The organism is Enterococcus thailandicus (assembly GCF_001886265.1).
GTDB classification, from domain to species: Bacteria; Bacillota; Bacilli; order Lactobacillales; family Enterococcaceae; genus Enterococcus_B; species Enterococcus_B thailandicus.
In genome coordinates, this window is sequence record NZ_JXLE01000007.1 from 47200 (window position 1) to 71781 (window position 24582).

Here is a 24582-nt window from a genome sequence, read left to right on the forward strand (position 1 = left end):
AAAATGATTTCTTATCGTGCAACGAAAAAACTAACACAACAGCAATTATTAGGGTTATATGAAGACGCTGGCTGGACAGCCTATACGAAAGATATCGAGCAACTACAGCAAGCCGTTCAACATTCCTTATCCGTTATCACTGCGTGGAAAGAGGACGAACTAGTTGGGTTGATTCGTGTTGTGGGCGATGGGCTAACGATTATTTATATTCAAGATATCTTAGTCAAAAAAGTAGTTCAAAATCAAGGAATCGGGTTTGAACTGATGCAGCAAATTTTGTTGAAATATCAAGCAGTTCGTCAAAAAGTATTACTGACGGAAGAGGCGCCAGCTATACGTCATTTTTATGAAAAATGTGGCTTTATTTCGGCAGATAAAGGTGATACAGTCGCTTTTGTTAAACTATCTTAAAATATAAAAATTTATTAAAAAAAATAGTCTTTTAGCTTATTCTCATTTTTTAAGTTCAAAATGTACGACAAAAGCGAATAGAGAGAAGTGATAATCGTGACTCCAATCAAAACGTGGTGTCAAAATCGTTTGTTTATTGTTATTTTGGCAGGTGTATTTTTTTGGTTAAAAACTCTTTTAGCCTACTATATTGATTTTTCCTTAGGTGTCGAGGGAATCATCCAAACATTTATTTTATGGATTAATCCAGTTGCAACGACGCTGTTATTATTTGGACTATCTTTGTATGTAAAAAAAACAAAGCCAGCGCTATTTCTACTATTGTTTTTAGATATTTTGAATACAGCTCTTTTATATTGCAATATTATTTTTTATCGAGAATTTACTGATTTTATTACAGTTAAATCAGTTTTAGGTTTTTCGAAAGTGTCACAAGGACTGTCAGGAAGTTCGTTTTCTTTAATGAAACCTCACGATATTTTATATTGGTTGGATATTCTGGTCTTTCTTGGTTTGCTCATTTGGGTAATTGTCAAAAATGTACCCATTAAAAGTCAACCAGTTAAGAAACCAATGGCGATTGCAATAAGTTGTTTGGCTGTGTTTATTTTTTCTGGAAACTTAGCGTTGAGTGAAGCGAACCGTCCTCAACTGTTACAAAGAACTTTCGATCGTTCTTATATTGTGAAATATCTAGGGATTGATGCATATACGATTTACGATGGCATCAAAACGGGAATGACAAGCAGTGTTCGCGCGCATGCAAGTAGCAACGGAATCACTGAGGTCTTAGATTATACGAAAGAGCATTACGCAGAACCAGATAAAAGTATGTTTGGAATAGCAAAAGGGAAAAATGTTATTGTGCTCCATTTGGAAAGCTTTCAACAATTTTTGATCAATATGAAGGTTTATGGTCAAGAAGTGACACCTTTTCTTAATAGTATTTTTGATAATCAAGCAACAATTAGTTTTGATAATTTCTTTCATGAAGTAGGCCAAGGAAAAACGAGTGATGCTGAAAATATGCTAGAAACGGGCACATTTGGTTTACCACAAGGGTCGTTATTTACTGAACTAGGTTCTGATAATGTTTTTCAAGCTGCACCAGCTATTTTAAAGCAAAGCCAAGGCTACACAAGTGCCGTGTTCCACGGAAATGTTGCTAGTTTTTGGAATCGAGATCATGTGTACAAAAACTTGGGTTATGATAATTTCTTTGACCGTTCTTACTTTGAAGAAGCGGATGAAACTTTAGGCTATGGTATTTTAGACAAAAATTTATTCAGTGAATCAGTCGGCTATCTTGAACATTTGCAACAGCCGTTTTATACAAAATTCTTATCTGTAACCAATCACACGCCTTATTATACTGATGATAAGAATTTTGATTTTCCAGGTTTAAATACTGGTAACAGTACAGTTGATAATTATGTGCGAACAGCCCATTATCTTGACCAATCATTGGAACAATTTTTCACTTATTTGAAAGCCTCAGGTATTTATCAAAATTCAATGTTTGTTATTTATGGTGATCATTTTGGGATTTCAAATTCAGATAACAAAGATTTAGCTACAGTATTAGGCAAAGATGAGAAGACTTGGAGCGAATTCGATGATGCACAGATGCAACGAGTGCCATTGATGCTTCACATTCCTGGATACACAAACGGGAAAGTCAGTCACGCGTATGGTGGCGAGATTGATGTTTTGCCAACGCTACTTCATTTGGTCGGTGTAGATGATAAAAATTATGTTCATTTTGGAACAGATTTATTGTCTGCTAAACATGACCAAGTAGTTGCTTTTAGAAATGGTAATTTTGTTACTCCAAATTACACTGTTTTGGGGAATAAAACGTATGATAATAAATCAGGGCAAATTCTAGATACTGAAGCTCTGGGTATTCAAAAAGAAATCACGAAAGATCAAGACAAAGTGAAGAAAGCTTTAAGCTTGTCAGATAAATTGAATCAAGAAAACTTATTACGTTTTTATGTGCCAGATGGATTTACAACAGTTGATCCACAAAAAATTGATTATCAAAAAGAAGCAGAAAAAAATGAAACAATTGAACAGCAAAAAGGAAAAGCTTCAACCAGCGTTTATTCAAAAAATGGAAATAAAACGACTAAGAACCTATATCCAAAAATTACAGATTCTACTGGGAATTGAATCAGCTACTTTAAACTTCTGAAAAACAAACTTTTGTTTTTCAGAAGTTTTTTTTATGTTTTGATATTTTTTTCCTTTTTTACGTATGTAAATAGTGAACCTAGTGATTTTTTCATTATACGTACCAGAAAAATTGCTAAACCTGTTGGTCATTCATTTAACCGACAGAATAATAATTTGAGGAGGAACAAAGCGATGCATGACGGGAGATTGATTAGGAGCCTTCGAATCAGTAAAAAATTAACTCAAGCTGAGTTAGCGGAGGGGATTTGTTCAAAGACATCATTAGTAGGTCTGGAAAAAGGAACAGTGAGAAAAATCGCATTTACGACATTACAAGCAATCTTGGCTCGCCTAAACGTTTCTTTGGCAGAGTATGAAGTGTTGCGACATAGATTGGAAGAACCAACAAAAAGCAAAAGAACCAGACGCCTGCTTAGTAAGGTACAAGAAGAAAATTTTGATCCGTACAAGGAAGTAGGGAACAATCGAAAACGGTTCAAGCAAACAGGAGATTTATATTACTTAGTTTTGAATATCCACATGTTTTTAAAAACAGATAGTCAACTCCAAAAAGAACTACAGTTTGAATTTTTACGCTATGAATGTAAAAAAATTGAGGATTACTTTATGCGAATACAAGAATACAGCCAATTTGAGATGACGATTCTAGCTGAATTACCCTTTTTATTTAGCGAGTCTTTCATCGAAAGTAATTATGTGAAAATCAAGAAGAGAATGCGGAATTTTTCTCTGACAAATAATCCTGATCAGTATATGGATTTGTTTTTGTTAAACTTGACTACGCATTACATTGCGAAAAAACGATTTAAAAAAGCGCGAAATGTCAATGATGATTTAGCAAGAAGCCTTGCAGCCAAAGCTAAGAACTTAATTATTTACGAAACATTAATGATGAATTATCAAAAACAACTGATTCTTGTTGGATTGGGTGAGTTGATTGATGAGGATGAATGCAATCAACTGTTTTCTGTTTTGGAGTATAGCTTGGGGAGAGAGCAACGTAGGCAGTTGGAAGAGCAATTTCGTGTGCTTTTGCCATAAAAAAGGTTGTGGCTCCAAGCGGTCAGCTTCAAGCAATAAGGATGCTTTTCTAAAAATAGTTTCTCATATTTTTATGAAAAGAGGACTTATTGCCGAAGGAGTTGCTAGGGAACACCGTGAATAGAGGTTGTGGCTTCAAGCGATCAGCTCAAAAAAAATAATGAGCAACTGACAAAAATAGCTTTTCATGTTTTTGGACAGTTATGAATTATTTTGAGGACATCTAGAAGAAGGTTGTGATGCAAAATACTTAGCCCAGAGAAGATAGTGAACAGGCACTCAAAATTGTACTTTATATTTTACAATAGGTTCAAGTTATCAGAAGAACGAATGATCGACTAACTGTAGGAGGGCGCAATTATTTAAGAAAATGTTACTTACATAGATTATTTTGAGAAGTCATTTTAATGGATTTTTATTGGAGAAAAAGCATTGTTGAATGACGCCAATCAGCAGTTAGTTGTGGAAAAATAAAAAAAGCTAGAAGTAGAATATCCTAGCTTTTGATAGCGTGTTTTAAGATGGTAAACTGCTGCTTTCTAGCACAGCTTCCTGTTCATATTGATAATGTGCTGGTGGGAAGAATCGAGCAATCTCATTTTTTGAAGCATCACGAGAATCAGAAGCATGGATAATGTTTGCTGTTCCAGGAACTGCAAAATCTCCGCGAATCGTTCCGGGCAGTGCATCCACAGCCTTGGTTGCGCCAACCATTTTCCGGACGATATCAATGACATCATCGCCCTCTAGTACAAGATAAACAACAGGTCCAGAGATCATGTAGTCGATTAACTCTTGAAAAAAGCTACGACCAGCTAAGTGTTGATAGTGTTCTTTGGCAAGTTCTGGAGTCATTGTTGCTAGTTTCATGTCAACGATTGTTAGCCCTTTTTCTTCAAATCGTTGAATAATGCGGCCAATTAGATGTCGACGGACACCATCTGGTTTGATAATCACAAGCGTGTGTTCCATAAAGATCACTCCTTTTGTCCATTACTATAATTTTATTATAGTAATGGAAAGCTTTTATGACAAATGAAATTCGAAAAAACATTTTTTTGTTAAATAAATTAAAAAATGAATACGCTTTATTTAGGAAAAAAGGAAAAATTTGAGAAATAGATTTGACATTTCTGTAAATCGTTGTTACAGTAACCACTGGAAAACTAAATAAGATTTGTTAGGTGAGGCTCCTATACAAACACAGGCTACTGCCCAAAAATGTCGAGAGACGCCAATGGGTAGAACAGGAATTGTCGATCTAAGGCTTTTCATAAGGTAGCTAAAGGCAGAGGTATTTGCTTTTTACGTTGTATAGTGTCAAAACTCAACGATGAGATCGAAATAGCTTCTTTTTGCTGTGCTTATTTCAACCTTTCGCTGAGTTTTTGGTGGAAGGTTTTTTTGTTGCCAACCTAACAGTTTAAATTTTAGTAATCCGGCAAAGTAAGGGAGCTGATTTTTGTTGGGACATTGATGCGACAAGTACGAGTGAATTTTTGTAAGGAAAAAGAACAGATTTATGAAAGCATAAAGGAGATGAGAACAAATGGATGACAGTTTACCGAAACCGAGGGGATTAGAGAAAAGTAAAAGTTTGCTGAAACTATTATCTATCTGTTTTCAGCCCACTTATGTAAAAATGCTTCTCTCTTGACCCGAAAAATACGAAAAACAAAATTGTAAAAGTTTGTTTTTCTGATACAAGGGAGAGAATACAATGGAAAAAAAGAAAGATACGCAAAAATTATATGCAAATTTTGCACAAAAAAGCGAACGCGCATTATTTGACTTGTTCCATAGCAGTGAAAAAGGAATGAGCACAGAACAAATCGAACAATCAAAAGAAGTCTATGGAGATAACACGATTTCATATGGAAAGAAAACACCTTTTTTAATTGAAGTGTTGAAGGCTTATATTACACCATTTACCTTAGTATTGATTGCTTTAGGGATTATTTCGTTTATTACAGAGTATTTACTACCAGCTCCAGGTGAGAAGGATCTATTCGGTGTAATTATTATTTTTAGTATGGTAATTGTGAGTGGCACAATGACTTTGATTCAATCAGTTCGTTCAAACCAAGCAGCTGAAAAATTAAAATCATTAGTAAAAGTGACCGCTGCAGTAAAACGTCAAGGCAAATACGAAGAGATTCCAATGGAAGAAATCGTCTGTGGTGACTTGGTTCGATTATCTGCAGGCGATATGATTCCGGCAGATATGCGATTGCTTTCTGCAAAAGATTTATTTATTTCTCAAGCAGCTTTGACAGGTGAAAGCTATCCTGTTGAAAAGAATGCCGTAGTTGCGATAGATGGGAATAAGAATGAAACAAGCTATGAAAACCTAGCGTTTATGGGAAGTAATGTAATTAGCGGAAGTGCCACAGGAATTATCGTAGCTGTGGGAAATCAAACTTTGTTTGGTCATGTAGCACAAACGTTATCTGAAAAACCAATTAAATCCAACTTTGAATTAGGTATCCATAAAACATCTATGTTATTGATCAAGTTCATGGCTTTGATGGCACCCACAGTGATTGTCATTAATGGATTAACTAAAGGAGATTGGCTAGAAGCTTTCTTATTTGGATTGTCTGTTGCAGTCGGTCTAACGCCAGAAATGTTACCAATGATTGTTACGACGAACTTGGTTAAAGGCGCTAGTGTGATGGCAAAAAAAGGGACAGTTATCAAAAATTTGAGTGCGATTCAAAACTTTGGCGCAATTGATGTTTTATGTACTGATAAAACAGGAACGTTAACTCAAGATAAAATTATCTTAGAATACCACATGAATTGTGAAGGCGCTGAAGACGATCGGGTATTACGCCATGCGTATTTAAACAGTTATTATCAAACAGGTTTGAAAAATTTACTTGATGTCGCGATTATTGACGAAGCTGAAGAAACCCTTGATACAACCAACACGCGTTACAGAAAAATAGATGAGATTCCATTTGATTTTGAACGTCGTCGCATGAGTGTCGTCGTAGAAGATGTGACAGGCAAGACACAAATGATTACCAAAGGCGCGATTGAAGAAATGTTGAGCATTTCTAAGTTTATTGACTTAGAAGGAGAAGTTACACCTTTAACGAAGGAAAGAAAACAGGAAGTTTTAGAAAAGGTAACAGCGCTTAATGAAGATGGATTACGTGTAATTGGTGTAGCCCAAAAAACAAATCCTAGTGTAGTTGGAGAATTCTCAGTCAAAGATGAATCAGACATGGTGTTGATTGGTTACTTAGCGTTCCTTGATCCACCAAAAGAAACAACGAAACAAGCATTGCAAGCATTGAAAGATCACGGAGTGGCTGTTAAAGTGTTGACTGGAGATAACGAATTAGTAACACGTTCTGTTTGTCGTCAAGTTGGCTTAGAAATCGATGAGCTAATCACCGGAGAAAAAATTGCTTCTATGGATGATCACCAACTTTCACAGGTTGTTGATGAAAATGATGTTTTTGTAAAACTAAATCCACAACAAAAAGCACGCCTAACAACAGCACTTAGAAATAATGGACACACAGTTGGGTTCTTGGGAGATGGAATCAATGATGCTCCTGCGATGAAAGTGGCCGATATCGGTATTTCGGTTGATACAGCTGTCGATATTGCAAAAGAATCAGCAGATGTCATCTTATTAGAAAAAGATTTGATGATTTTAGAGCGTGGACTATTAGCGGGTCGGGAAACATTCGGAAATATCATGAAATATATCAAAGCGACAGCTAGTTCAAACTTTGGAAACATGTTTTCCGTTTTGATAGCCAGCACCTTTTTGCCATTCTTGCCAATGTTGCCTTTACAAATTTTATTCTTGAATTTGATTTATGATGTGTCTTGCATTTCCTTACCATGGGATAAAATGGATCCAGAATATTTAGTAAAACCTAAAAAATGGGAAGCTTCAAGTATTGGCAAGTTTATGGTGTATTTTGGTCCAACAAGTTCTGTCTTTGATATTACAACGTATTTATTGATGTACTTTGTTATTTGTCCAGCGGTTATTGGAGGAGATTTCCACACATTGAATGGCACACAACAAGTAGCATTTATTGCGTTGTTCCATGCAGGTTGGTTTGTGGAATCACTTTGGTCACAAACGTTAGTATTACATGCGTTACGCACACCAAAATTACCATTTATCCAAAGCAACGCAACCTTTGCTATGACAGCAATTACTACGTTAGGCATTGCTGTTGGTTCTGTTTTACCATTCACAAGTTTTGGTGCAGAGCTAGGTTTGATGCCATTACCAGGTAGTTATTGGATTTGGTTAATCGTAACAGTTTTAGCTTATTTAACACTGGTTACGGTAGTTAAAAAATATTATATCCACAAATTTGGTGAACTGTTGTAATTTAAAGGTTAAGAAAAGCACAAGCATGCGGAGTAATTTTCTCAAGAAAAGTCTTCTGCATTTGCTTGTGTTTTTTAGTTTCAATCAAGTTACAAAACATTACTGGAATGTGTCATTTTTAAATTTCCCTTAAGGCGGATATGTTTTTTTGTTAAAATAAAAGATAGGTGATACATACATCCAATAAAAAATATGAGGAATAAAGGAGAAAAAATGAAAAAAACGAATTTTTTACTTAGTGTGATGGTACTAGGCGGAATCGTTTCAACTGCTGCTCCTGTGAGTTTTGCAGATGAAGTTGGCACAGGCAATGAAGCAATTGCGCAATCAACAGTTAGCACATATGAGAATCAAATAGCTGGAACTGAAACACAAGAGAGTGCACTTGAGACACAAAATAGCTCGACTATTAGTACAACAGAGGCAACTGCTGTAGAATCAAGCGAAATAACAGAAGCAACTGGTTCAGCAGTGGAAGAAACAGCTCCTGAATCAGAGGAACAATCTACGGAAGCAACAGAAGCAACAAAGGCTACAGAAACAGTGGAGAATCAGTTGGATGACGGAGAGGTACTTGTTCACACAACGCAAACAGACCTTTCACAATTTGAAGTTTCTATTGCTTCACGCTTTGCACGTTCATCATCAAATACACAACAGCAATTCATTGACAGCGTGGCTCCCTCTGCAAGAACGCTAGCAAGCCAAAATGATTTGTATGCTTCCGTCATGATTGCTCAAGCGATTGTGGAAAGTGGTTGGGGAAAGAGTCAATTAGCTTCTGCACCAAATTATAATTTATTTGGAATTAAAGGTAGCTATAATGGCCAATCGGTAACTTTTCCAACAGCAGAGTTTGTTAATGGTCAATGGATTACAGTAAATGCTGCGTTTAGAAAATATCCATCCTATAAACAATCTCTAGAAGATAATGTGCACATTTTAAAAACAACTTCATTCCAATCTGGCGTTTATTATTATTCGGGCGCATGGAAAAGTAACACAAAATCTTACAAAGATGCGACAGCCTGGTTAACGGGACGTTATGCGACAGCACCAAACTATGCAACAACCTTAAACAGTGTAATCGAAACCTATAATTTAACGCAGTATGACAGTCAACCTCAAGTACCTACATCACCAATGTATCGTTTATACAACCCAAATACTGGTGAACATTTGTATTCTCTAAATGAGGGTGAAAAAAATTCTTTACCAAAAATTGGTTGGAAATATGAAGGTGTGGCTTGGTTAGCACCAAACAGCGGAACAAAAGTGTATCGGATGTATAATCCAAACAGTGGCGACCATCATTATACGGCAGCCCAGTCAGAAATCAATTTCTTGAAAAAACTAGGCTGGCGTTATGAAGGACTAAGTTTTTACTCTGGCGGTTCAAAAGCGATCTTGCGTCTGTTCAATCCAAATGAACAAACAGGAACGCATCATTACACAATGAGTACAAAAGAAAGAGATTACTTAGTGAAATTAGGTTGGCGCTACGAAGGAATCGGTTTTTACGGCAACTAAGCGTTAGGTGTTTGAGCAGAAACTTCAAGAAGAACAAAGTTGCTTTACAAACATCAAACAAGTAAAAAATGTCAGAAAATAACTACTTAGAGACAGAGTGCATAGGCGCTCTGTCTCTTTTTTGATTTGGAATGAAAAAAATAAAATAATTTTCGTGAAACTTCCATGCAGTCGATGATTTTATGACTGAATCATGCTAAACTAAGGATATTGTTTTTTGAAAGGAACCGTGGGGAAATGAAAGGCGCAATATTTGATTTAGATGGACTATTAGTTGATAGTGAAAGAGCTTATCGTGATGGTTGGGTCTGGGGCTTTGCACAATTTGGGATCGAGATTCCACAAGAAATCGTTAATACTTGGGGTGGAAAGAATTGGAAACAAAGTTTTGATATTTTAGTCCAATTAGCTGGCAGCCCAGAAAAAGTACAAGAAGTACGAGCAAAACGGGAAAAATTTTTTTATGAAAAACTAACGACCGGAGAAATCCAGCTTAAACCATATGCGAAAGAAGTACTGAGTTATTTAAAAGAACAGAATTTTAAACTTGGCTTAGCAACGACAACTGTTACTGAAAGAGCAACAGCCATTTTAAATCAGTTTGAATTAATGGACTATTTTGATACGTTTACTTTTGGGGATGAAGTATCTGAAAATAAGCCTTCACCAGTTCCTTATTTAACAGCATTAGAACGAACTGGATTAGTAGCAAACGAGGCTTTTGCAGTCGAAGATTCATTAGTGGGTGCAACTTCAGCTTCTCGCGCAGGCATGGGCGTATTTCTGATACCTGACTCAAGTTTTGAACGAAATTATTCGGAAAAAGACAAAGAAAACTTGCAAATTATCGAACAAGGAAAAGATTTGAAAATTGTTATTGATTTTGTGAATAAAAAAACAGCAAAAAATTCTTAGAAAAAAAGAATAAATTTTATGCTTGACTTTCATTTGTTCATCCTGTAAATTAATCGTCAACAACCAAATAATTTTTCGATGAAAAGGAAAGTAAACTTGGAGACTGCGTAGAGAGACTCTGGCTGGTGAAAAGAGTTCAGTATAAGAAAAGTTGAAAATGGCCTTGGAGAAAAATTTGTCGATAAGTAGGCAAATTCGGATTCGTTCGACCGTTAAAACGAACACCAATCTCTCATTACAGATGAGACGTTGGGCTGAGGGAAGGAAACTTCCGAATAAAGGTGGTAACACGATACGTCGTCCTTTTACTAGCATTTGCTAGTAAAAGGACTTTTTTTTATATATTTTTCGCGATGAAATGGTAAGTACATTGGTAAAGTCTTTAACAGAGAGCTTCGAAATGCTGAGAAGAAGTAAGATTAAACTTTTGGAAAATGGCCATTGAGCGATTCACCCCGAGCAATTTGTAAGGCGGTGACGGCTGCGTCCGATAGCACGCTAGAGTATGTTTGTACTTGAAGAGGAATTGTGCGTGAGTACAGTTCGAACATGAGGTGGTAACACGCAAAAAGGCGTCCTCAAGTAAATGACACTAGTCGTTTGCTTGAGGATGCTTTTTTTTAGTATCGATAAGGGAGGAGAAAGAATGATTGATTTACGAAATATATCTGTCACCTTTCAACAAAAGGGGCAGGAGATTCGCGCAGTAGATTCTGTGAATCTAACGATTGATGAGGGAGATGTTTTTGGAATTGTTGGTTATTCTGGAGCCGGGAAAAGTACATTGGTTCGAGTAATCAATTTACTTCAACCACCAAGTGATGGTGAAGTTTGGATCAACGATGTGGAACTAACCAAGCTCTCACCAAAAAAGTTACGTGAAAAAAGAAGAAAGATCGGAATGATTTTTCAACATTTTAATTTGATGAACAGTCGGTCAATTTTTGATAACGTTGATTTTTCATTGAAATACACAGGGAAATCTAAACAGGAACGTCAACAAAAAGTGACTGAATTATTGGATTTGGTAGGTCTTTCAGATAAAGCTAATGCGTATCCAAATCAATTATCCGGCGGGCAAAAACAACGCGTGGCAATTGCCCGAGCTTTAGCCAATGATCCTGAAATTTTATTATGTGATGAGGCAACTAGCGCTTTGGATCCAAAAACGACGCTTCAAATTTTAGCTTTATTGAAACAACTAAATCAAAAATTAGGCTTGACCATCGTGCTGATTACTCATGAAATGCAAGTAGTCAAAGAAGTTTGCAACAAAGTAGCGGTGATGGAGGAGGGAAAAATTATTGAACAAGGAAGTAGTATTCAGATATTTAGTCGTCCGAAACAAGCATTAACAAAAGATTTTATCCGAACAGCAACACATATCGATCAGGCGCTAGAAACAATTACTGCTTATCCGGATTTTGCTGAGCAAACCAATGATAAATGGCTAGTGGAACTGTCTTACGTTGGAGAGCAAACCAATGAGCCACTAATCGCCCAACTTTACAGTAAATATCAAGTAACGACCAACATTCTTTACGGAAACATTGAATTGCTTCAAGATGTCCCGCTGGGGAGTTTGATTGTGACTTTGGCGGGTGAATTAAATCAACGACAAAAAGCTTTAGACTTTTTATTTGAACAAGGTGTGACAGTTCAAGTATTGAAGAAGAGTGAACGTAATGAACAAATAAAAGTGATTGAAGGGGGAAGATAACATGACCAAATTCCTAGAAACATATTTACCAAATGCTTCTGCGATTCCTGATGAATTTATTGAAGCAACGAAGCAGACGCTATATATGTCATTTTGGACGGCATTAATTTCTGGAATTATTGGAATTGCGCTTGGTGTGATTCTAGTTGTGACTCGCCCAAATGGATTATTAGCACATCGGTTATTCTATGAAATTTTAGATAAAGCAATCAATATTATTCGTTCGATACCGTTTATTATTTTATTGTCGCTTTTAGCACTTACTACTCGCTTTTTTGTTGGGACGACAATCGGTGCCAAAGCAGCATTAGTTCCACTGATTGTAGGCGTCGTACCATTTTTTGCTAGGCAAATTGAAAATGCATTGTTAGAAGTTGATCCTGGAGTAATCGAAGCAGCAGAATCAATGGGAACGAGCCCATTTGGAATTATCGTACGAGTTTATTTATTAGAAGGATTACCAGGAATTGTCAGAGTATCTGCTTTGACGATTATCAATGTAATTGGTTTGACCACGATGGCAGGCGCGGTCGGTGCCGGAGGATTAGGAAATTTAGCTATTTCTCGAGGGTACAATCGATTCCAAACAGATGTCACGATTGTTGCGACCTTATTGATTTTACTTTTGGTATTTTTAAGTCAATTTATTAGTAATCAAATTATAAAAAAAATTAGTCATTAATTGGGGGAAAAAGAGATGAAAAAAATTATTCGTTTAGTAGCAGTTGCACTTATTGCCGTGGTTTGGTTAGCAGGATGTAGTAAAGGATCAGCTGAAACCACTGATAAATCAAAAGAAACAACCGTTAAACTAGGTGTGATTGGTGAAGATACAGATGTTTGGGATGATGTGAAAGATCGCTTGAAAAAAGAAAATATCAATTTGGAATATATTAAATTTACCGACTACAACCAACCAAATGCGGCATTAGCAGATGGCTCAGTCGATTTGAATGCTTTTCAACATCAGTTCTTTTTAGATAACTACAATGAAGAACATGGAACAGATTTAGTTTCCATTGGAAATACAGTCAATGCGCCATTAGGTATTTACTCAAATTCACTCAAAAAAATAACAGAGCTGAAAGATGGTGCAAAGGTTGCCATTCCTAATGATGTGACTAATGGTGGCCGTGCCTTATTGTTATTACAAACGGCTGGCTTAATCAAAGTAGATGACTCAAAAGGACCAGCACCAACTGTTTCGGATATTACTGAAAACAAGAAAAATCTAGTGATTTCTGAATTGGATGCTTCACAAACAGCACGTGCATTATCTGATGTAGATATTTCCGTCATTAATAGTGGTGTCGCAGTCGATGCAGGATTTAATCCAACGAGCGATGCAATTTTCTTAGAACCTGTCGATGAAAATGCTCGTCCTTATGTCAATATCATTGTTGCAAGAAAAGAAGATGAAAAAAATAAAACATATCAAAAAATTGTCGACGCATATCAAACAGAAGATACAGCTAAAGTAATCGAAAAAACATCAAAAGGTTCAAGCGTTCCTGCATGGGAAACATTTGGACGTAAATAAATCAGCCAAAACTAAGGGAGGAATTTTTTATGAGTACAACACAAACGACAACATCTGTAAAAGAATTTATTGCTGAAAGATTGCCAGAATATCAAGAGTTAGCATTAACGATCCACGATCATCCAGAAGTCAGTAACTATGAATTTTTCTCCTCAGAGGCATTGATTAAACAGCTGGAAAAAGAAGGGTTTACTGTTGAAAAAGAAGTTGCGGGTCATCGAACAGGTTTTGACGCTCGTTATGCTTCAGGAAAACCTGGTCCAACCCTCGTTTTTTTAGCCGAGTTTGACGCATTACCGGGCATTGGGCACGCATGTGGGCACAATTTATTTGGAACGTATTCAGTATTAGCGGCTAGCGCAGTGAAGGAATGGACCAATGAATTTGGTGGGGAGATTCGAGTCTATGGTACGCCTGGTGAAGAAGGTGGTGAAAATGGCTCAGCGAAGGGAAGTTTTGTTCGCGAAGGATTTTTTGAAGACGTGGATGCAGCACTTTGCGTTCATCCAGCCTATCGTTATGGAAAAACCACAGAATCTTTAGCAAATGATCCAGTAGATATCAAATTTTATGGAGTTGCCTCCCATGCTGCAGGAGCACCGGAAAAAGGAATCAATGCACTTGAAGCATTAATTCAAGTGTTCAATGGGATTAACGGATTACGCTTGCATTTACCAAAGGATGTCAATATCCATGGTATTATTACCGACGGTGGAGTTGCTGCTAATGTCATCCCTGAATATGCGGCTGGACGTTTCTACTTGCGGGCAGCTAACCGTGAAACGTTGGACGAAGTATCTCAAAAAGTTGAAAACATTGTGAAAGGTGCGGCACTCAGTACAGGTACCTCTTATGAATTTGGGTTGTTCCAAAATGCAGTCGATGATGTGGTTGTCACCCCAGCGTTTGATGAACTCTTTTTTGAACATCTTCAAGAACTTGGTATTCCAGACGAAGAAATTGAAACTCAACAGCGTACAAGTCTAGGTTCATCTGATGTTGGAAATGTTAGTCAGGTAATCCCGACGATTCAACCAACTGTCTCCATCTCTGATACGTATATTGCAGGTCATTCGACTGAATTCAAAGCAGCAGCAAGAAGCGAAAAGGGACTAGCATCAATTGCGATTGCAGCAGAGCTTTTGGCAAAAACAGCACTTGATTTGCTTCAACAACCAGAAACATTAACCACAATCAAAAAAGAGCATCAAGAACAGCTTGCTAAGAAGAAAGAACAGGGATCTTCTTTCTAAAATGTTATCTTTTATTTTGAGCACAGAAAAATAAATCAGATTTTTTTGTTGACAAATATTTCTTGAGGATGTAAGCTTCATGAAAGTCATCTTTTCAACAGTAGTAGCAGAGGTGTTTTGTTCAGAAAGTCGGTGGTTGCTGCGAACCGATCAAGCCATGCTAACGAATTACATGAAAAGTTCAAAAAATAAAATATGTTATTTAAAGTGAAAAACAGATCTGTTTTTAATTAAGGTGGTACCGCGGAGCAATTCGTCCTTAGTTGAAAACGGGTCTTTTTATTTTTAGCCAGAGGGGGAAGCCAAAATGAATTGTGGCGGGATGATTCGATATTATTTCTTTTTTAGTACCTAATATTTTTAACTAAAAAAGGAGATATTATCATGGAGAAAAAAGCAAATCCGAGTTTTGTAGAAGCAACATTAGTATTAGCAGTCGTCGTATTGAGCATTGCAGTTGGGGTAGTGGGATTGAAAATCTCACCAAATATTGCTATTTTAGCAGCTATCGGGATGGTTATGGTTTACGCTGTTGTAAAGAAATACCCTTCTGAATGGTTGCATGAGGGAATTATTAATGGAATCAAACCAGGAATTATTCCAATTTTTATTTTTATTTTAGTTGGTTCATTGATCGCAGTTTGGATTCAAGCGGGAATTATCCCAACCTTGATGGTGATTGGGTTTGATTTGATTAGTGTCCAATGGTTTGTCCCATCTGTCTTTGTTGTTTGTGCGGTTGTAGGGAGTGCAGTTGGTAGTGCTTTTACAGTTATGTCAACAATTGGTATTGCCTTTTTCGGTATCGGAACAACGTTAGGTTTAAGTCCAGCTTTGGTAGTGGGTGCCATTGTTTCTGGTTCTGTCTTTGGAGATAAGATGTCTCCGTTGTCAGAGTCAACGAACTTGGCAGCAGCGATTGTCGATGCAGATTTATTTAAACATATCAAACATATGATGTGGTCAACTGTTCCGGCATTCGTACTTTCGTTTTTCTTATTCATGTTCTTAGGCCACACGGATAAAGGTGCAAGTCTTTCAGCTATCCGTGAAGTCACAAATACGTTAGAAGCCAATTTTACAATTTCATTTTGGTCATTGATTCCACTTGTTTTGATGTTAGTATGTGCATGGAGAAAGGTACCAGCCATCTTAACTATTTTATTGAATATTGCTGTAGCAGTCGGAATGATTTTTATTCAAAACCCGCAGACGTCTGTGAACCAATTAGCTTCTGTAATTGAATCAGGATTTGTGGCAAATACTGGAAATGAACAAATTGATGCGTTACTAAGTCGTGGAGGAATCGAAAGTATGATGCCGACCGTTGCATTGATTATCTTGACTTTATCACTAGGTGGTTTGCTAATTGAGTTTGGGTTGATTTCAACTGTGATGGATGTTGTTTCTAAGCGGATGACCAGCACACCGAAGTTAATTTTTACAACATTGTTAACAAGTATCGGGGTCAACGTTTTCATTGGTGAACAATTCTTGTCAGTCATTTTGCCAGGAAATGCATTTAAAGACACGTTCAAAAAGGCTGGACTTGATCCAACTGTTCTAGGACGAACATTGGAAGATGGTGGTACAGTTATTAACTACTTAGTTCCTTGGGGGATTGCTGGTAGTTTCGTAGCAAGTACATTTGGTGTTCCAACATTAACGTACTTACCATTTGTTTTCTTTAGTTTGTTATCACCAGTCTTTTCAATGGTGAGTGCTTTCACTGGTTTAGGTATTTCAAAAATTGAATCAGAAGATGAATCAGAATTAGTTTCTGAATAATAGCGGCGTATTTAAAAACAGGAAAAATATGCTGTAAAAATAAGATTAGAGGGTAAAATCAAACATCATTGATTTTACCCTCTAATTGTCTAGTAAGGTTGTGGCGCAAAACGTTCAGCTCCGAAAAAATAATGAGCAACTGATAAAAATAGCATTTCATATTTTAGACAGTTGTAAGTTATTTCGAGGAGTTGTTTTGGGAACACCGTGGATAAGGTTGTGGCTCCAAGCGTTCAGCTCCGAAAAAATAATGAGCAACTGATAAAAATAGCATTTCATATTTTAGACAGTTGTAAGTTATTTCGAGGAGTTGCTTTGGGAACACCGTGGATAAGGTTGTGGCTCCAAGCGTTCAGCTCCGAAAAAATAATGAGCAACTGATAAAAATAGCATTTCATATTTTAGACAGTTGTAAGTTATTTCGAGGAGTTGCTTTGGGAACACCGTGGATAAGGTTGTGACGCAAAACGCCTAGTTCCGACAAGATAGCAATCATTAAAATAGTTTTCCATGTTTTGAAATGGATGCAAGCTCTATTGAGGAATTGCTTCTTGAACACTAGTAATTAGAAAAAAGAGAGGTGACAAAATTTTGTCACCTTTCTTTTTTGCTAGGACTGATCAGATAAGGCGAAGGGTTCTTTGGGTTTTCGATAACTAAAGAAGATAATTAGGTAAAGTAAAGCAGTCAATAAAGTAACACCAAGTATATTGGTCATTAAAATACCAATGAAAATTAAAGACAATGCAATTAGCGCAAATAGGTTGAGACTTTTATCGAACAAAGTACCTTTCTTTAGTGAAAGAACAAAAGCAGCAGAAACAATCATCAACCAAATAACTAATACGGTATAAGAAAGTGAACCTGCTAGATAACCAAATAACTCATCACCGACAAAGTAAGAAAGGATGACACCAAGGTAAAGAACACTGGTGCAAAAGAAAACTGAGCGTTGAGGTACTTGATGTTTATTTAGGACTGCAAAGGTTTTTGCAGCTCCTTTCTTATCTTTCAATCGGAAAAACAGCGTGCGCGAAGCAGCATAGACACCTGAATTGATGGAAGAAAACAAAGCTAGAACAATGACAAAATTGACAATATCCGCAGCAAATGGAATATTCATTTTTTCAAAAACCATTACGAAAGGACTCACGTTACTGTTAGCCAGTGTGTTCCAAGGGAAAATAATCAAAAGTAAAAACAAAGGAATAATATAGAAGGAAACGATTCGTCCCATCACACCTTTGACTGCTTTAGGAATAGCTTTTTTAGGATCATCTGCTTCACTAACTGTAATCGCAATCAGTTCAGAACCACCGTAAGAATAAATTACGACTAACAAAGAATTAATGATTCCTTTCATTCCATGCGGTGCAAAGCCACCATGATTTGTCATTTGTTGTAAGGTGGGAAAAACGCCATGGCCAAACATCTGTTGTCCAACTAAATAAAGACCAAAAAGAATAAGTGCAATAATTACACTGATTTTAGCAAAAGCTAACCAATATTCTGTCTCAGCAAAAAGTCTCACGGAATAGAGATTAATCAGTGTTGTGAGGACTGCTAAAATCAACACGAAGATCCACGCAGGGATATTAGGAAACCAAAGCTGTAAAAAAGATGCAGCTGCTACAGCTTCTGCAATAATGTTGATCATCCATAATGACCAGTAAACCCAATCAATAAAGTCAGCAGAGTGGGCACCAAGATAAGGGCGGATCAATCCAGAAAGGCCATGCTGGTTCTCACCATCTAAAACAAGTTTTCCTAATCCAGTCATAACAATAAATAAAACGATGCCACCAATAGCAAATGCTAATAAGACGGAGGGACCTGCGATACTAATTGCTTCACCACTCCCTTTAAATAAACCTGCACCAATCGCGCCACCTAATGCTAGCATCGTAATGTGACGCGAACTCATTTGTTTTTTTAGTTTTGTATTTTCCATAAGCAACCTCTTTTCTGTACGTGTTTCATGAATAAAAAATAACGTTGCTTAATAATACCAAATATTCTGACAATTTCAACTATTCTAAAAAATTTTTTGGATACTTTAATCAAATCGTCATAAAATTGAAAGATAAAAACGAAAAGAATGGATAAAAAGAGAGACTAATTTTATTCATTCAGAGCATAATATTCGCTTTTTTATTTCTATAAGAGCTATGATTAGGAAAATTCTTTATGGGAAAGTGAGGAGAATGAAATGGCTGATACTCATGAAATTTTACTCGTCGCAAAAGATAAAAACTTATATTTTTTTCCTTTCATTGACTCATTCGAAGTGATTTCTGGAAAAGACTTATTTGATGAACAGTTTTTACGAATGAATGCTGCAAAGTTTCGCCAATATCAACTGATTATTTTTTTGGATTTTGGATTTGAAGTGGCGATGGCTGCTCAAGTTCGTTCGTTGACTCAGGCAAAAATAGTTGTTTTCTTTTGGAATCACTTTAAAAAAGAACATTATGAATTATTGGAACAAGTACAAAAGGATTCAGCGATTGATGAAGTTTATCATTTTGATGCGTTGGAAGCACATGAGTTAGGTTTGAAGCACAATAGCTCCTTCTATTCTACAAATGTCCAACTACCCAAGGAACAAATCACAACAGATTTATTTTTTGGTGCGACTGATAATGGACGAAAGAATCTTGCTGAACAGTACCGAGCAGATTTTTCAGCAAGAGGTGTAACGACTAATTATTTTATTTTACCATTGAGAGGTAACGAACAAGTTGGCTATTTAAGTTACTCGGAATATTTGAGATTAGTGGCAAAAAGCCGGGGGATTTTAGAGTTGCTTCGTGCAGGACAACAGGGCGTAACATTGCGGACATTTGAATCCATGTACTTCCAGAAGAAATTGGTGACTGGAAACGATGTGATTTTTGATTATCAATGTTACCATCCAGATAATATCTTTTTATTGTCGCAACGATCTTTGGATGAATTACCCGAATTTCTTAACCAGCCCTATCAGTCAGTTTCGCCAGAAATTCTTGATTTCTTTGATGCGCCAAACTGGGCTAAGCGCTTCTTGGCTACTGATGAACTACTTTTTGAGCGTTATGAGTACCGGGCAGCTTTGCTGGAAAGGTTGAAGAAGAGAGGGTAATTAAATAAATACACTAAAAAGAGCGTAAGCCGTTTAGGTTACGCTCTTTTTTCTATTTTGCCCCCAAAAGGCCTTCTTTTGCATGAACGAGTTGCGTTAAGAAAGCACAATAAGGTGTTTGAATACCATATTTTTGTCCTTTGCGCCAAACAGCACCATTTATATAATCAATTTCAGTCAAACGATGATTTTTGATTAAGTCTTGATACATTGAAGGGTAATGAAGACCGATATTTGCAGGATCATAAGTTGCTGCAATGTGCTCGTTGACTTCTGGTTGGTCAAGCTGAATCCCTTCTTCAGCAGCAACAGCAGCAAATTCTGCAACAATTGTTTCAACAATCTCATTTGCGACGGGTTGTTCCCCAAAGCCAGCGATGTTGCAGTCTAAAATCGTACATAAGCCATTTAGTGTACCGTTGACACAAGCTTTGCGCCAAATCGAATAACGAACATTTCGACTATAGACCGGATTTAGGTTTGCTTCGTCAAAAACACGAACGACTTCATGCGCAAAAGTTTCGCCCTCAGGTTCAAGATTTTCTAATTCGATTTCACCATTTCCCAATAAGGTTACTTTCCCTGGTCCATCCAAACCGGCAGTCCACATTGTGATACCAAATAAAATGTTTTTCTTAGGAACATATTTTTCTAACACATCTTCATGTCCTAAACCATTCAATAAACAAAGAACATGGGTCTTTTCAGTAATAATTGATTGGATTGCGTGGAACATGTCGTCTAATTGATTTGCTTTAGTTAATGCAACGATCAAATCAACTTGTGTTTGACTTTCAATCAATTCTTCAGGTGAATAAATAGGAATTTTGGCAACAACTTCTTCTCCATTGAAGTCTGCAACCAAGCCATGTTCTCGAATAGCTTCAATATGTTCGGGCCAACGATCAATCAAAATCACGTCATTCCCACTTTGATGAAGCATTAGTCCGATTCGGCTACCCATTGCGCCTGCACCAGCGATAGCAATTTTCATGTCAGTTCTCTCCTTTAAAATTCGTTTCTTAAAACCGTTCTATTCTAGTATATAGAAAAAAAGCAAAAATTAGGATTGTTTTGTTTGATAAAAACGAAGAAAAGTGTCTAACTGAAAGAAAGAGAATCTAAAAAAAGTATGTCAGGAGGCGAAGTAAATGAATATTTTGGTTGCAATTGATTCCTTTAAGGGAAGCGCGACTTCATTTGAATTAAATCAAGCGGTTGCTCGTGGCTGGCAAGCCGTTCATTCAACTGACCAGTTAATAAACGTCCCCATTGCAGATGGCGGAGAAGGGACAGCACAAGCTTTGTTCTATTCATTAGGTGGAAAATGGCAAAAATTTTCTGGGGGAGACTTGTTATTTAGAAAACATGAAAGTCGCTATTTGATTACCCAGTGGCAGGGAAAAAAAATCGCAGTGATTGAGTCTGCTGAAGTGATTGGTATTGATTTACTGGAACAAGCAACAGATCAAACAATTCGTTTAGCTTCTAGTTTTGCATTAGGAGAAATAATTAAGGATGCGTTAGCACAACGAGTTGATGAAATTATCGTTACACTAGGTGGCAGTGGTTGTTCGGATGGCGGGTTGGGCTTACTGCAATCTTTAGGTGCAAAGCTTGAAGGCGTAAAGGATGGTAACCCATTACTGACAGCGGGAAAAGTCAATCTTCAAGCAAGTAAAGCCCACTTTTCTCATACAAAATTACGAATTGCTGCGGATGTAACTAGCCCGTATACTGGCGAAAAAGGAGCAGCAAAATTATTCGGTAAACAAAAAGGAGCATCACCTGAAACAATCGATTTTTTAGAGAAACAGGCAAAAAAACTAGCGAAACAATGGTCCAAAGAATATCAAATTGACCTTGAAAAAATTCCGGGAAGTGGAGCAGCTGGTGGCATAGGTGGTGCGTTATTTTTACTTGGAGCACAGATGATTAATGGCTTTGAATTGATTAGCCAAATGATCGAACTAGAAGCAAAAGTAAAACAAGCAGACTGGATTGTGACGGGTGAAGGGAAAATCGATCAGCAAACAATCCATGGAAAGGTTCCTTATGGTGTAGCCATGTTAGCGAAAAAATACAAGAAACCGATTGTTGCTTTTTGCGGCAGTCGCCAGCCCGATTTAGGGGAATTAACCAACTATTTGCCAGCAGTTTTTAGTATTCAATTAGGACCAATTCGATTACGTGAGGCAATGGAGCATGAACGAACAATGGAAAATATTGCTATTTTGGCGGGAAATATTTGTCAACTTATCCGTCGTTAATTTTTTTGATTGACAAAAATTTTAAATCTGTGTTAACGTAATAGACAAATAAACCAAAGTGAGGGATCCGTGCATTGAAAAAATAAGTCAATTGATTGAAGCTGCATTCAGACTGTACCTTGATGAAACAAGGGAGCAGTGTGCAGATTTTCAGAATTGGCTAGTTTTTCAATGGAGGGGTCTTTTTTTGCGCCCGTACCTTTGTGACCAGTTCTGAAAATAGGACTGGTCTTTTTTTACGAGGTGAATTATTGATGTCTAAAATCGAAATAAAACAACTGACTTTTGGTTATGATAACCAAGAAACAACTATTTTTAATGAAGCAAACTTAAACTTTGATACACAATGGAAACTGGGATTGATTGGCCGAAATGGTCGTGGTAAAACAACACTCTTAACGATTTTACAAAACCAATTACCTTATCAAGGACAAATCGTCCATCAACAAGAATTTGTCTATTTTCCGCAAAAAACACAAGACACCAGTCGCTTGACTTATTATGTCTTGAATGATGTAACTGATTTTGAGATTTGGGAAATTGAACGCGAGTTGAATTTGATGGAAACAAATCCGGAAATCTTATGGCGTCCGTTTGATACTCTTTCTGGTGGCGAAAAAACAAAAGTTTTATTGGCATTGTTATTTGTGGACGAAGCCCGTTTTCCTTTGATTGATGAGCCAACCAATCATTTAGACTTAGCTGGTCGGCAACAAGTAGCAAAATACTTGAAGAAGAAACAACAAGGATTTATTGTAGTTAGCCACGATCGGGCGTTTATCGATGAAGTGGTGGATCATGTATTAGCAATTGAAAAAACACAGTTAGAACTCTATCAAGGAAACTTTACTGTTTATGAAGAACAAAAACGTCTTCGTGATGAATTTGAACTAGCGCAGAATGAAAAAATCAAAAAAGAAGTTAGTCGGTTGAAGAAAACAGCTGCAGAAAAAGCAGAATGGTCTCGTTCGCGTGAAGGCGATAAAACGAAGAAACGTGTCGGATTTGTTGATACTGAAGATCGCCGAAAAAACCTCGGAGCAATTGGTGCAGACGCTGCTCGAACGATGAAACGCTCCAAGGCCATTGTTAATCGAATGGAAACCCAGATTGGGGAGAAAGAAAAATTGTTAAAGGATATTGAATATATTGATGCGTTGACAATGAATTATCAGCCTTCTTATCATAAACGCTTGTTGAGTGTAGAAGAGTTGCAATTGAGCTATGAGTCACCATTGTTTGAAAAAATTAATTTTACGGTTGAGCAAGGAGAACGAGTTGCATTAGCTGGTCAAAATGGTGCTGGAAAATCTTCAGTAATTTACTACTTGCTAAATCAATTTCAAGGAATAGCCGAAGGAAAAGTGAGCTATCCTCAGAATCTCCGAATTAGTTATGTTCGCCAAAATTATGAAGACAATCGTGGAACGCTTAGTGATTTTGCTGAAAAAAATCAAGTAGACTATCAAGCTTTCTTGAACAATTTGCGGAAACTGGGAATGGAACGTGAAGTTTTTCATAATAAAATTGAACAAATGAGTATGGGACAACGAAAAAAAGTTGAGCTAGCTAAATCATTAGCACAACCTGCTGAATTATATATTTGGGATGAACCATTGAATTATTTGGATGTATTCAATCAAAAGCAATTAGAACAACTATTGCTTACGGTCAAGCCAGCGATGCTCTTTGTTGAACATGATCAAACTTTCTTGAAGAAAGTCGCAAATCAAGTGATTACTTTAACACCAGTCAACTAGTTTTTGCTTTCTTGAAAGGTGGACGTTGATGAAAGCTTTTGGTATGTTGTAGGTAGTTTATAAAAATCAAAGATGAAGAGCAAAGGGAGTTTTATGACATGTTATATGTAACTAGGCACGGAGAAACTACTTGGAATGTTCAAGGTCTTGTTTGCGGACGAGCAGATGTTCCTTTAACTGAGAAAGGTAGACAGCAAGCAGTCGCATTAGCAGAAAAAGTTGCGACACTCGAGGTACCAGTAACTAAAATTATTCATTCGCCATTACAACGAGCAAAAGATACTGCACAAGCTGTTGCAGATAAAGTGGAGTTACCGTTGACGGCTGACCCACGTTTGATGGAAATGGATTTTGGTGCATATGATGGCATGCCTAGCCATGAAACGATATTTCAAGAAGCACGTTTAGAATTTGGGGTACGATTTCCAGAAGGTGAGTCACTCTTTGACATGTATGCGCGTGTTGTGCCAGTTTTACAGGAATGCCTAGCAGATGAAGAAAATACTTATTTGTTGGTCTGCCACAATGCGTTGATTCGGGCAATCAATGCGTATTTTACGCCAATGCCAAACGAAACCTTTTTTGATTTTTTTGTAGAAAATACTGAACTATTATCTTATAACTAAATGATTGAAAATGGCGTGACCAGGTCAGAGTCACGCTAT

Annotated in this window: 18 protein-coding genes, 1 riboswitch and 2 other annotated features; of the genes, 15 read left to right on the forward strand and 3 right to left on the reverse strand. The window is 36.9% G+C overall.

The genetic code is table 11. The annotated features are described in order from the left end of the window. The first annotated feature begins 3 nt into the window (after positions 1 to 3). The 3 genes from RV17_RS06470 to RV17_RS06480 all read left to right on the forward strand — a co-directional run bounded on the left by RV17_RS06470 (position 4) and on the right by RV17_RS06480 (position 3651). A complete protein-coding gene (locus RV17_RS06470) occupies positions 4 to 411 on the forward strand; it encodes a GNAT family N-acetyltransferase (RefSeq protein ID WP_071868787.1) in 408 nt (135 codons plus the stop codon). 87 nt (positions 412 to 498) lie between these two features. Continuing rightward, positions 499 to 2586, forward strand: a complete 2088-nt coding sequence (locus RV17_RS06475; protein ID WP_379903864.1) for an LTA synthase family protein — start codon at positions 499 to 501, stop codon at positions 2584 to 2586. Positions 2587 to 2781: 195 nt separating this feature from the next. Next, positions 2782 to 3651 (forward strand): helix-turn-helix domain-containing protein, encoded by an 870-nt coding sequence (locus tag RV17_RS06480; protein ID WP_067485253.1) that lies wholly within the window; start codon positions 2782 to 2784, stop codon positions 3649 to 3651. 516 nt (positions 3652 to 4167) lie between these two features. Here RV17_RS06480 and ndk read toward each other — a convergent pair. Further along, on the reverse strand, positions 4168 to 4623 hold the full coding sequence (gene ndk / locus RV17_RS06485; protein WP_071868789.1) for a nucleoside-diphosphate kinase: 456 nt from the start codon (positions 4621 to 4623) through the stop codon (positions 4168 to 4170). A gap of 197 nt (positions 4624 to 4820) precedes the next feature. After that, positions 4821 to 4997: riboswitch (M-box (ykoK) riboswitch) on the forward strand. 374 nt (positions 4998 to 5371) lie between these two features. Between ndk and mgtA the strand changes: the two genes are divergently transcribed. The 8 genes from mgtA to nhaC all read left to right on the forward strand — a co-directional run bounded on the left by mgtA (position 5372) and on the right by nhaC (position 16766). Further along, the gene (gene mgtA, locus RV17_RS06490) at positions 5372 to 8020 is read left to right on the forward strand and encodes a magnesium-translocating P-type ATPase (RefSeq protein ID WP_067485248.1); all 2649 of its coding nucleotides are present in this window, start codon (positions 5372 to 5374) and stop codon (positions 8018 to 8020) included. A 213-nt stretch (positions 8021 to 8233) separates the two neighbouring features. Further along, positions 8234 to 9550: a glycoside hydrolase family 73 protein gene (locus RV17_RS06495; RefSeq protein ID WP_067485245.1), complete on the forward strand. Its 1317-nt coding sequence runs from the start codon at positions 8234 to 8236 to the stop codon at positions 9548 to 9550. A 237-nt stretch (positions 9551 to 9787) separates the two neighbouring features. Then, on the forward strand, positions 9788 to 10465 hold the full coding sequence (locus RV17_RS06500; RefSeq protein ID WP_071868790.1) for an HAD family hydrolase: 678 nt from the start codon (positions 9788 to 9790) through the stop codon (positions 10463 to 10465). 69 nt (positions 10466 to 10534) lie between these two features. Further along, positions 10535 to 10773 (forward strand) — a binding site (T-box leader). Between the two features lie 36 nt (positions 10774 to 10809). Next, positions 10810 to 11048 (forward strand) — a binding site (T-box leader). A gap of 63 nt (positions 11049 to 11111) precedes the next feature. After that, the gene (locus tag RV17_RS06505) at positions 11112 to 12185 is read left to right on the forward strand and encodes a methionine ABC transporter ATP-binding protein (protein WP_067485239.1); all 1074 of its coding nucleotides are present in this window, start codon (positions 11112 to 11114) and stop codon (positions 12183 to 12185) included. 1 nt (position 12186) lies between these two features. Then, a complete protein-coding gene (locus RV17_RS06510) occupies positions 12187 to 12867 on the forward strand; it encodes a methionine ABC transporter permease (RefSeq protein ID WP_067485236.1) in 681 nt (226 codons plus the stop codon). Positions 12868 to 12882: 15 nt separating this feature from the next. Next, positions 12883 to 13725, forward strand: a complete 843-nt coding sequence (locus RV17_RS06515; RefSeq protein ID WP_067485232.1) for a MetQ/NlpA family ABC transporter substrate-binding protein — start codon at positions 12883 to 12885, stop codon at positions 13723 to 13725. A 29-nt stretch (positions 13726 to 13754) separates the two neighbouring features. Then, entirely contained in the window at positions 13755 to 14978 is a 1224-nt protein-coding gene (locus RV17_RS06520) for a M20 family metallopeptidase (RefSeq protein WP_067485229.1), read from the forward strand. A gap of 384 nt (positions 14979 to 15362) precedes the next feature. Beyond that, on the forward strand, positions 15363 to 16766 hold the full coding sequence (gene nhaC, locus RV17_RS06525) for a Na+/H+ antiporter NhaC (RefSeq protein ID WP_071868791.1): 1404 nt from the start codon (positions 15363 to 15365) through the stop codon (positions 16764 to 16766). Between the two features lie 610 nt (positions 16767 to 17376). Here nhaC and RV17_RS06530 read toward each other — a convergent pair. Further along, entirely contained in the window at positions 17377 to 18717 is a 1341-nt protein-coding gene (locus tag RV17_RS06530) for an amino acid permease (RefSeq protein ID WP_071868792.1), read from the reverse strand. A 258-nt stretch (positions 18718 to 18975) separates the two neighbouring features. Here RV17_RS06530 and RV17_RS06535 point away from each other — a divergent pair, with 258 nt between their 5' ends. Then, on the forward strand, positions 18976 to 19887 hold the full coding sequence (locus RV17_RS06535; protein WP_071868793.1) for a WaaS/CpsH family glycosyltransferase: 912 nt from the start codon (positions 18976 to 18978) through the stop codon (positions 19885 to 19887). Positions 19888 to 19939: 52 nt separating this feature from the next. Here the strand turns inward: RV17_RS06535 and RV17_RS06540 are convergent, their stop codons facing one another. After that, complete coding sequence (locus tag RV17_RS06540) at positions 19940 to 20881, reverse strand: 2-dehydropantoate 2-reductase (RefSeq protein ID WP_071868794.1); 942 nt, start codon at positions 20879 to 20881, stop codon at positions 19940 to 19942. A gap of 157 nt (positions 20882 to 21038) precedes the next feature. On the opposite strand from RV17_RS06540, the gene RV17_RS06545 reads away from it, so the two are divergent. From RV17_RS06545 to RV17_RS06555, 3 genes are all read left to right on the forward strand, one after another. Next, the gene (locus RV17_RS06545) at positions 21039 to 22157 is read left to right on the forward strand and encodes a glycerate kinase family protein (protein WP_071868795.1); all 1119 of its coding nucleotides are present in this window, start codon (positions 21039 to 21041) and stop codon (positions 22155 to 22157) included. A gap of 254 nt (positions 22158 to 22411) precedes the next feature. Beyond that, on the forward strand, positions 22412 to 23917 hold the full coding sequence (locus RV17_RS06550; protein WP_071868796.1) for an Lsa family ABC-F type ribosomal protection protein: 1506 nt from the start codon (positions 22412 to 22414) through the stop codon (positions 23915 to 23917). 98 nt (positions 23918 to 24015) lie between these two features. Then, positions 24016 to 24543: a histidine phosphatase family protein gene (locus RV17_RS06555; protein WP_067485209.1), complete on the forward strand. Its 528-nt coding sequence runs from the start codon at positions 24016 to 24018 to the stop codon at positions 24541 to 24543. The last annotated feature ends 39 nt before the right edge of the window (positions 24544 to 24582 follow it).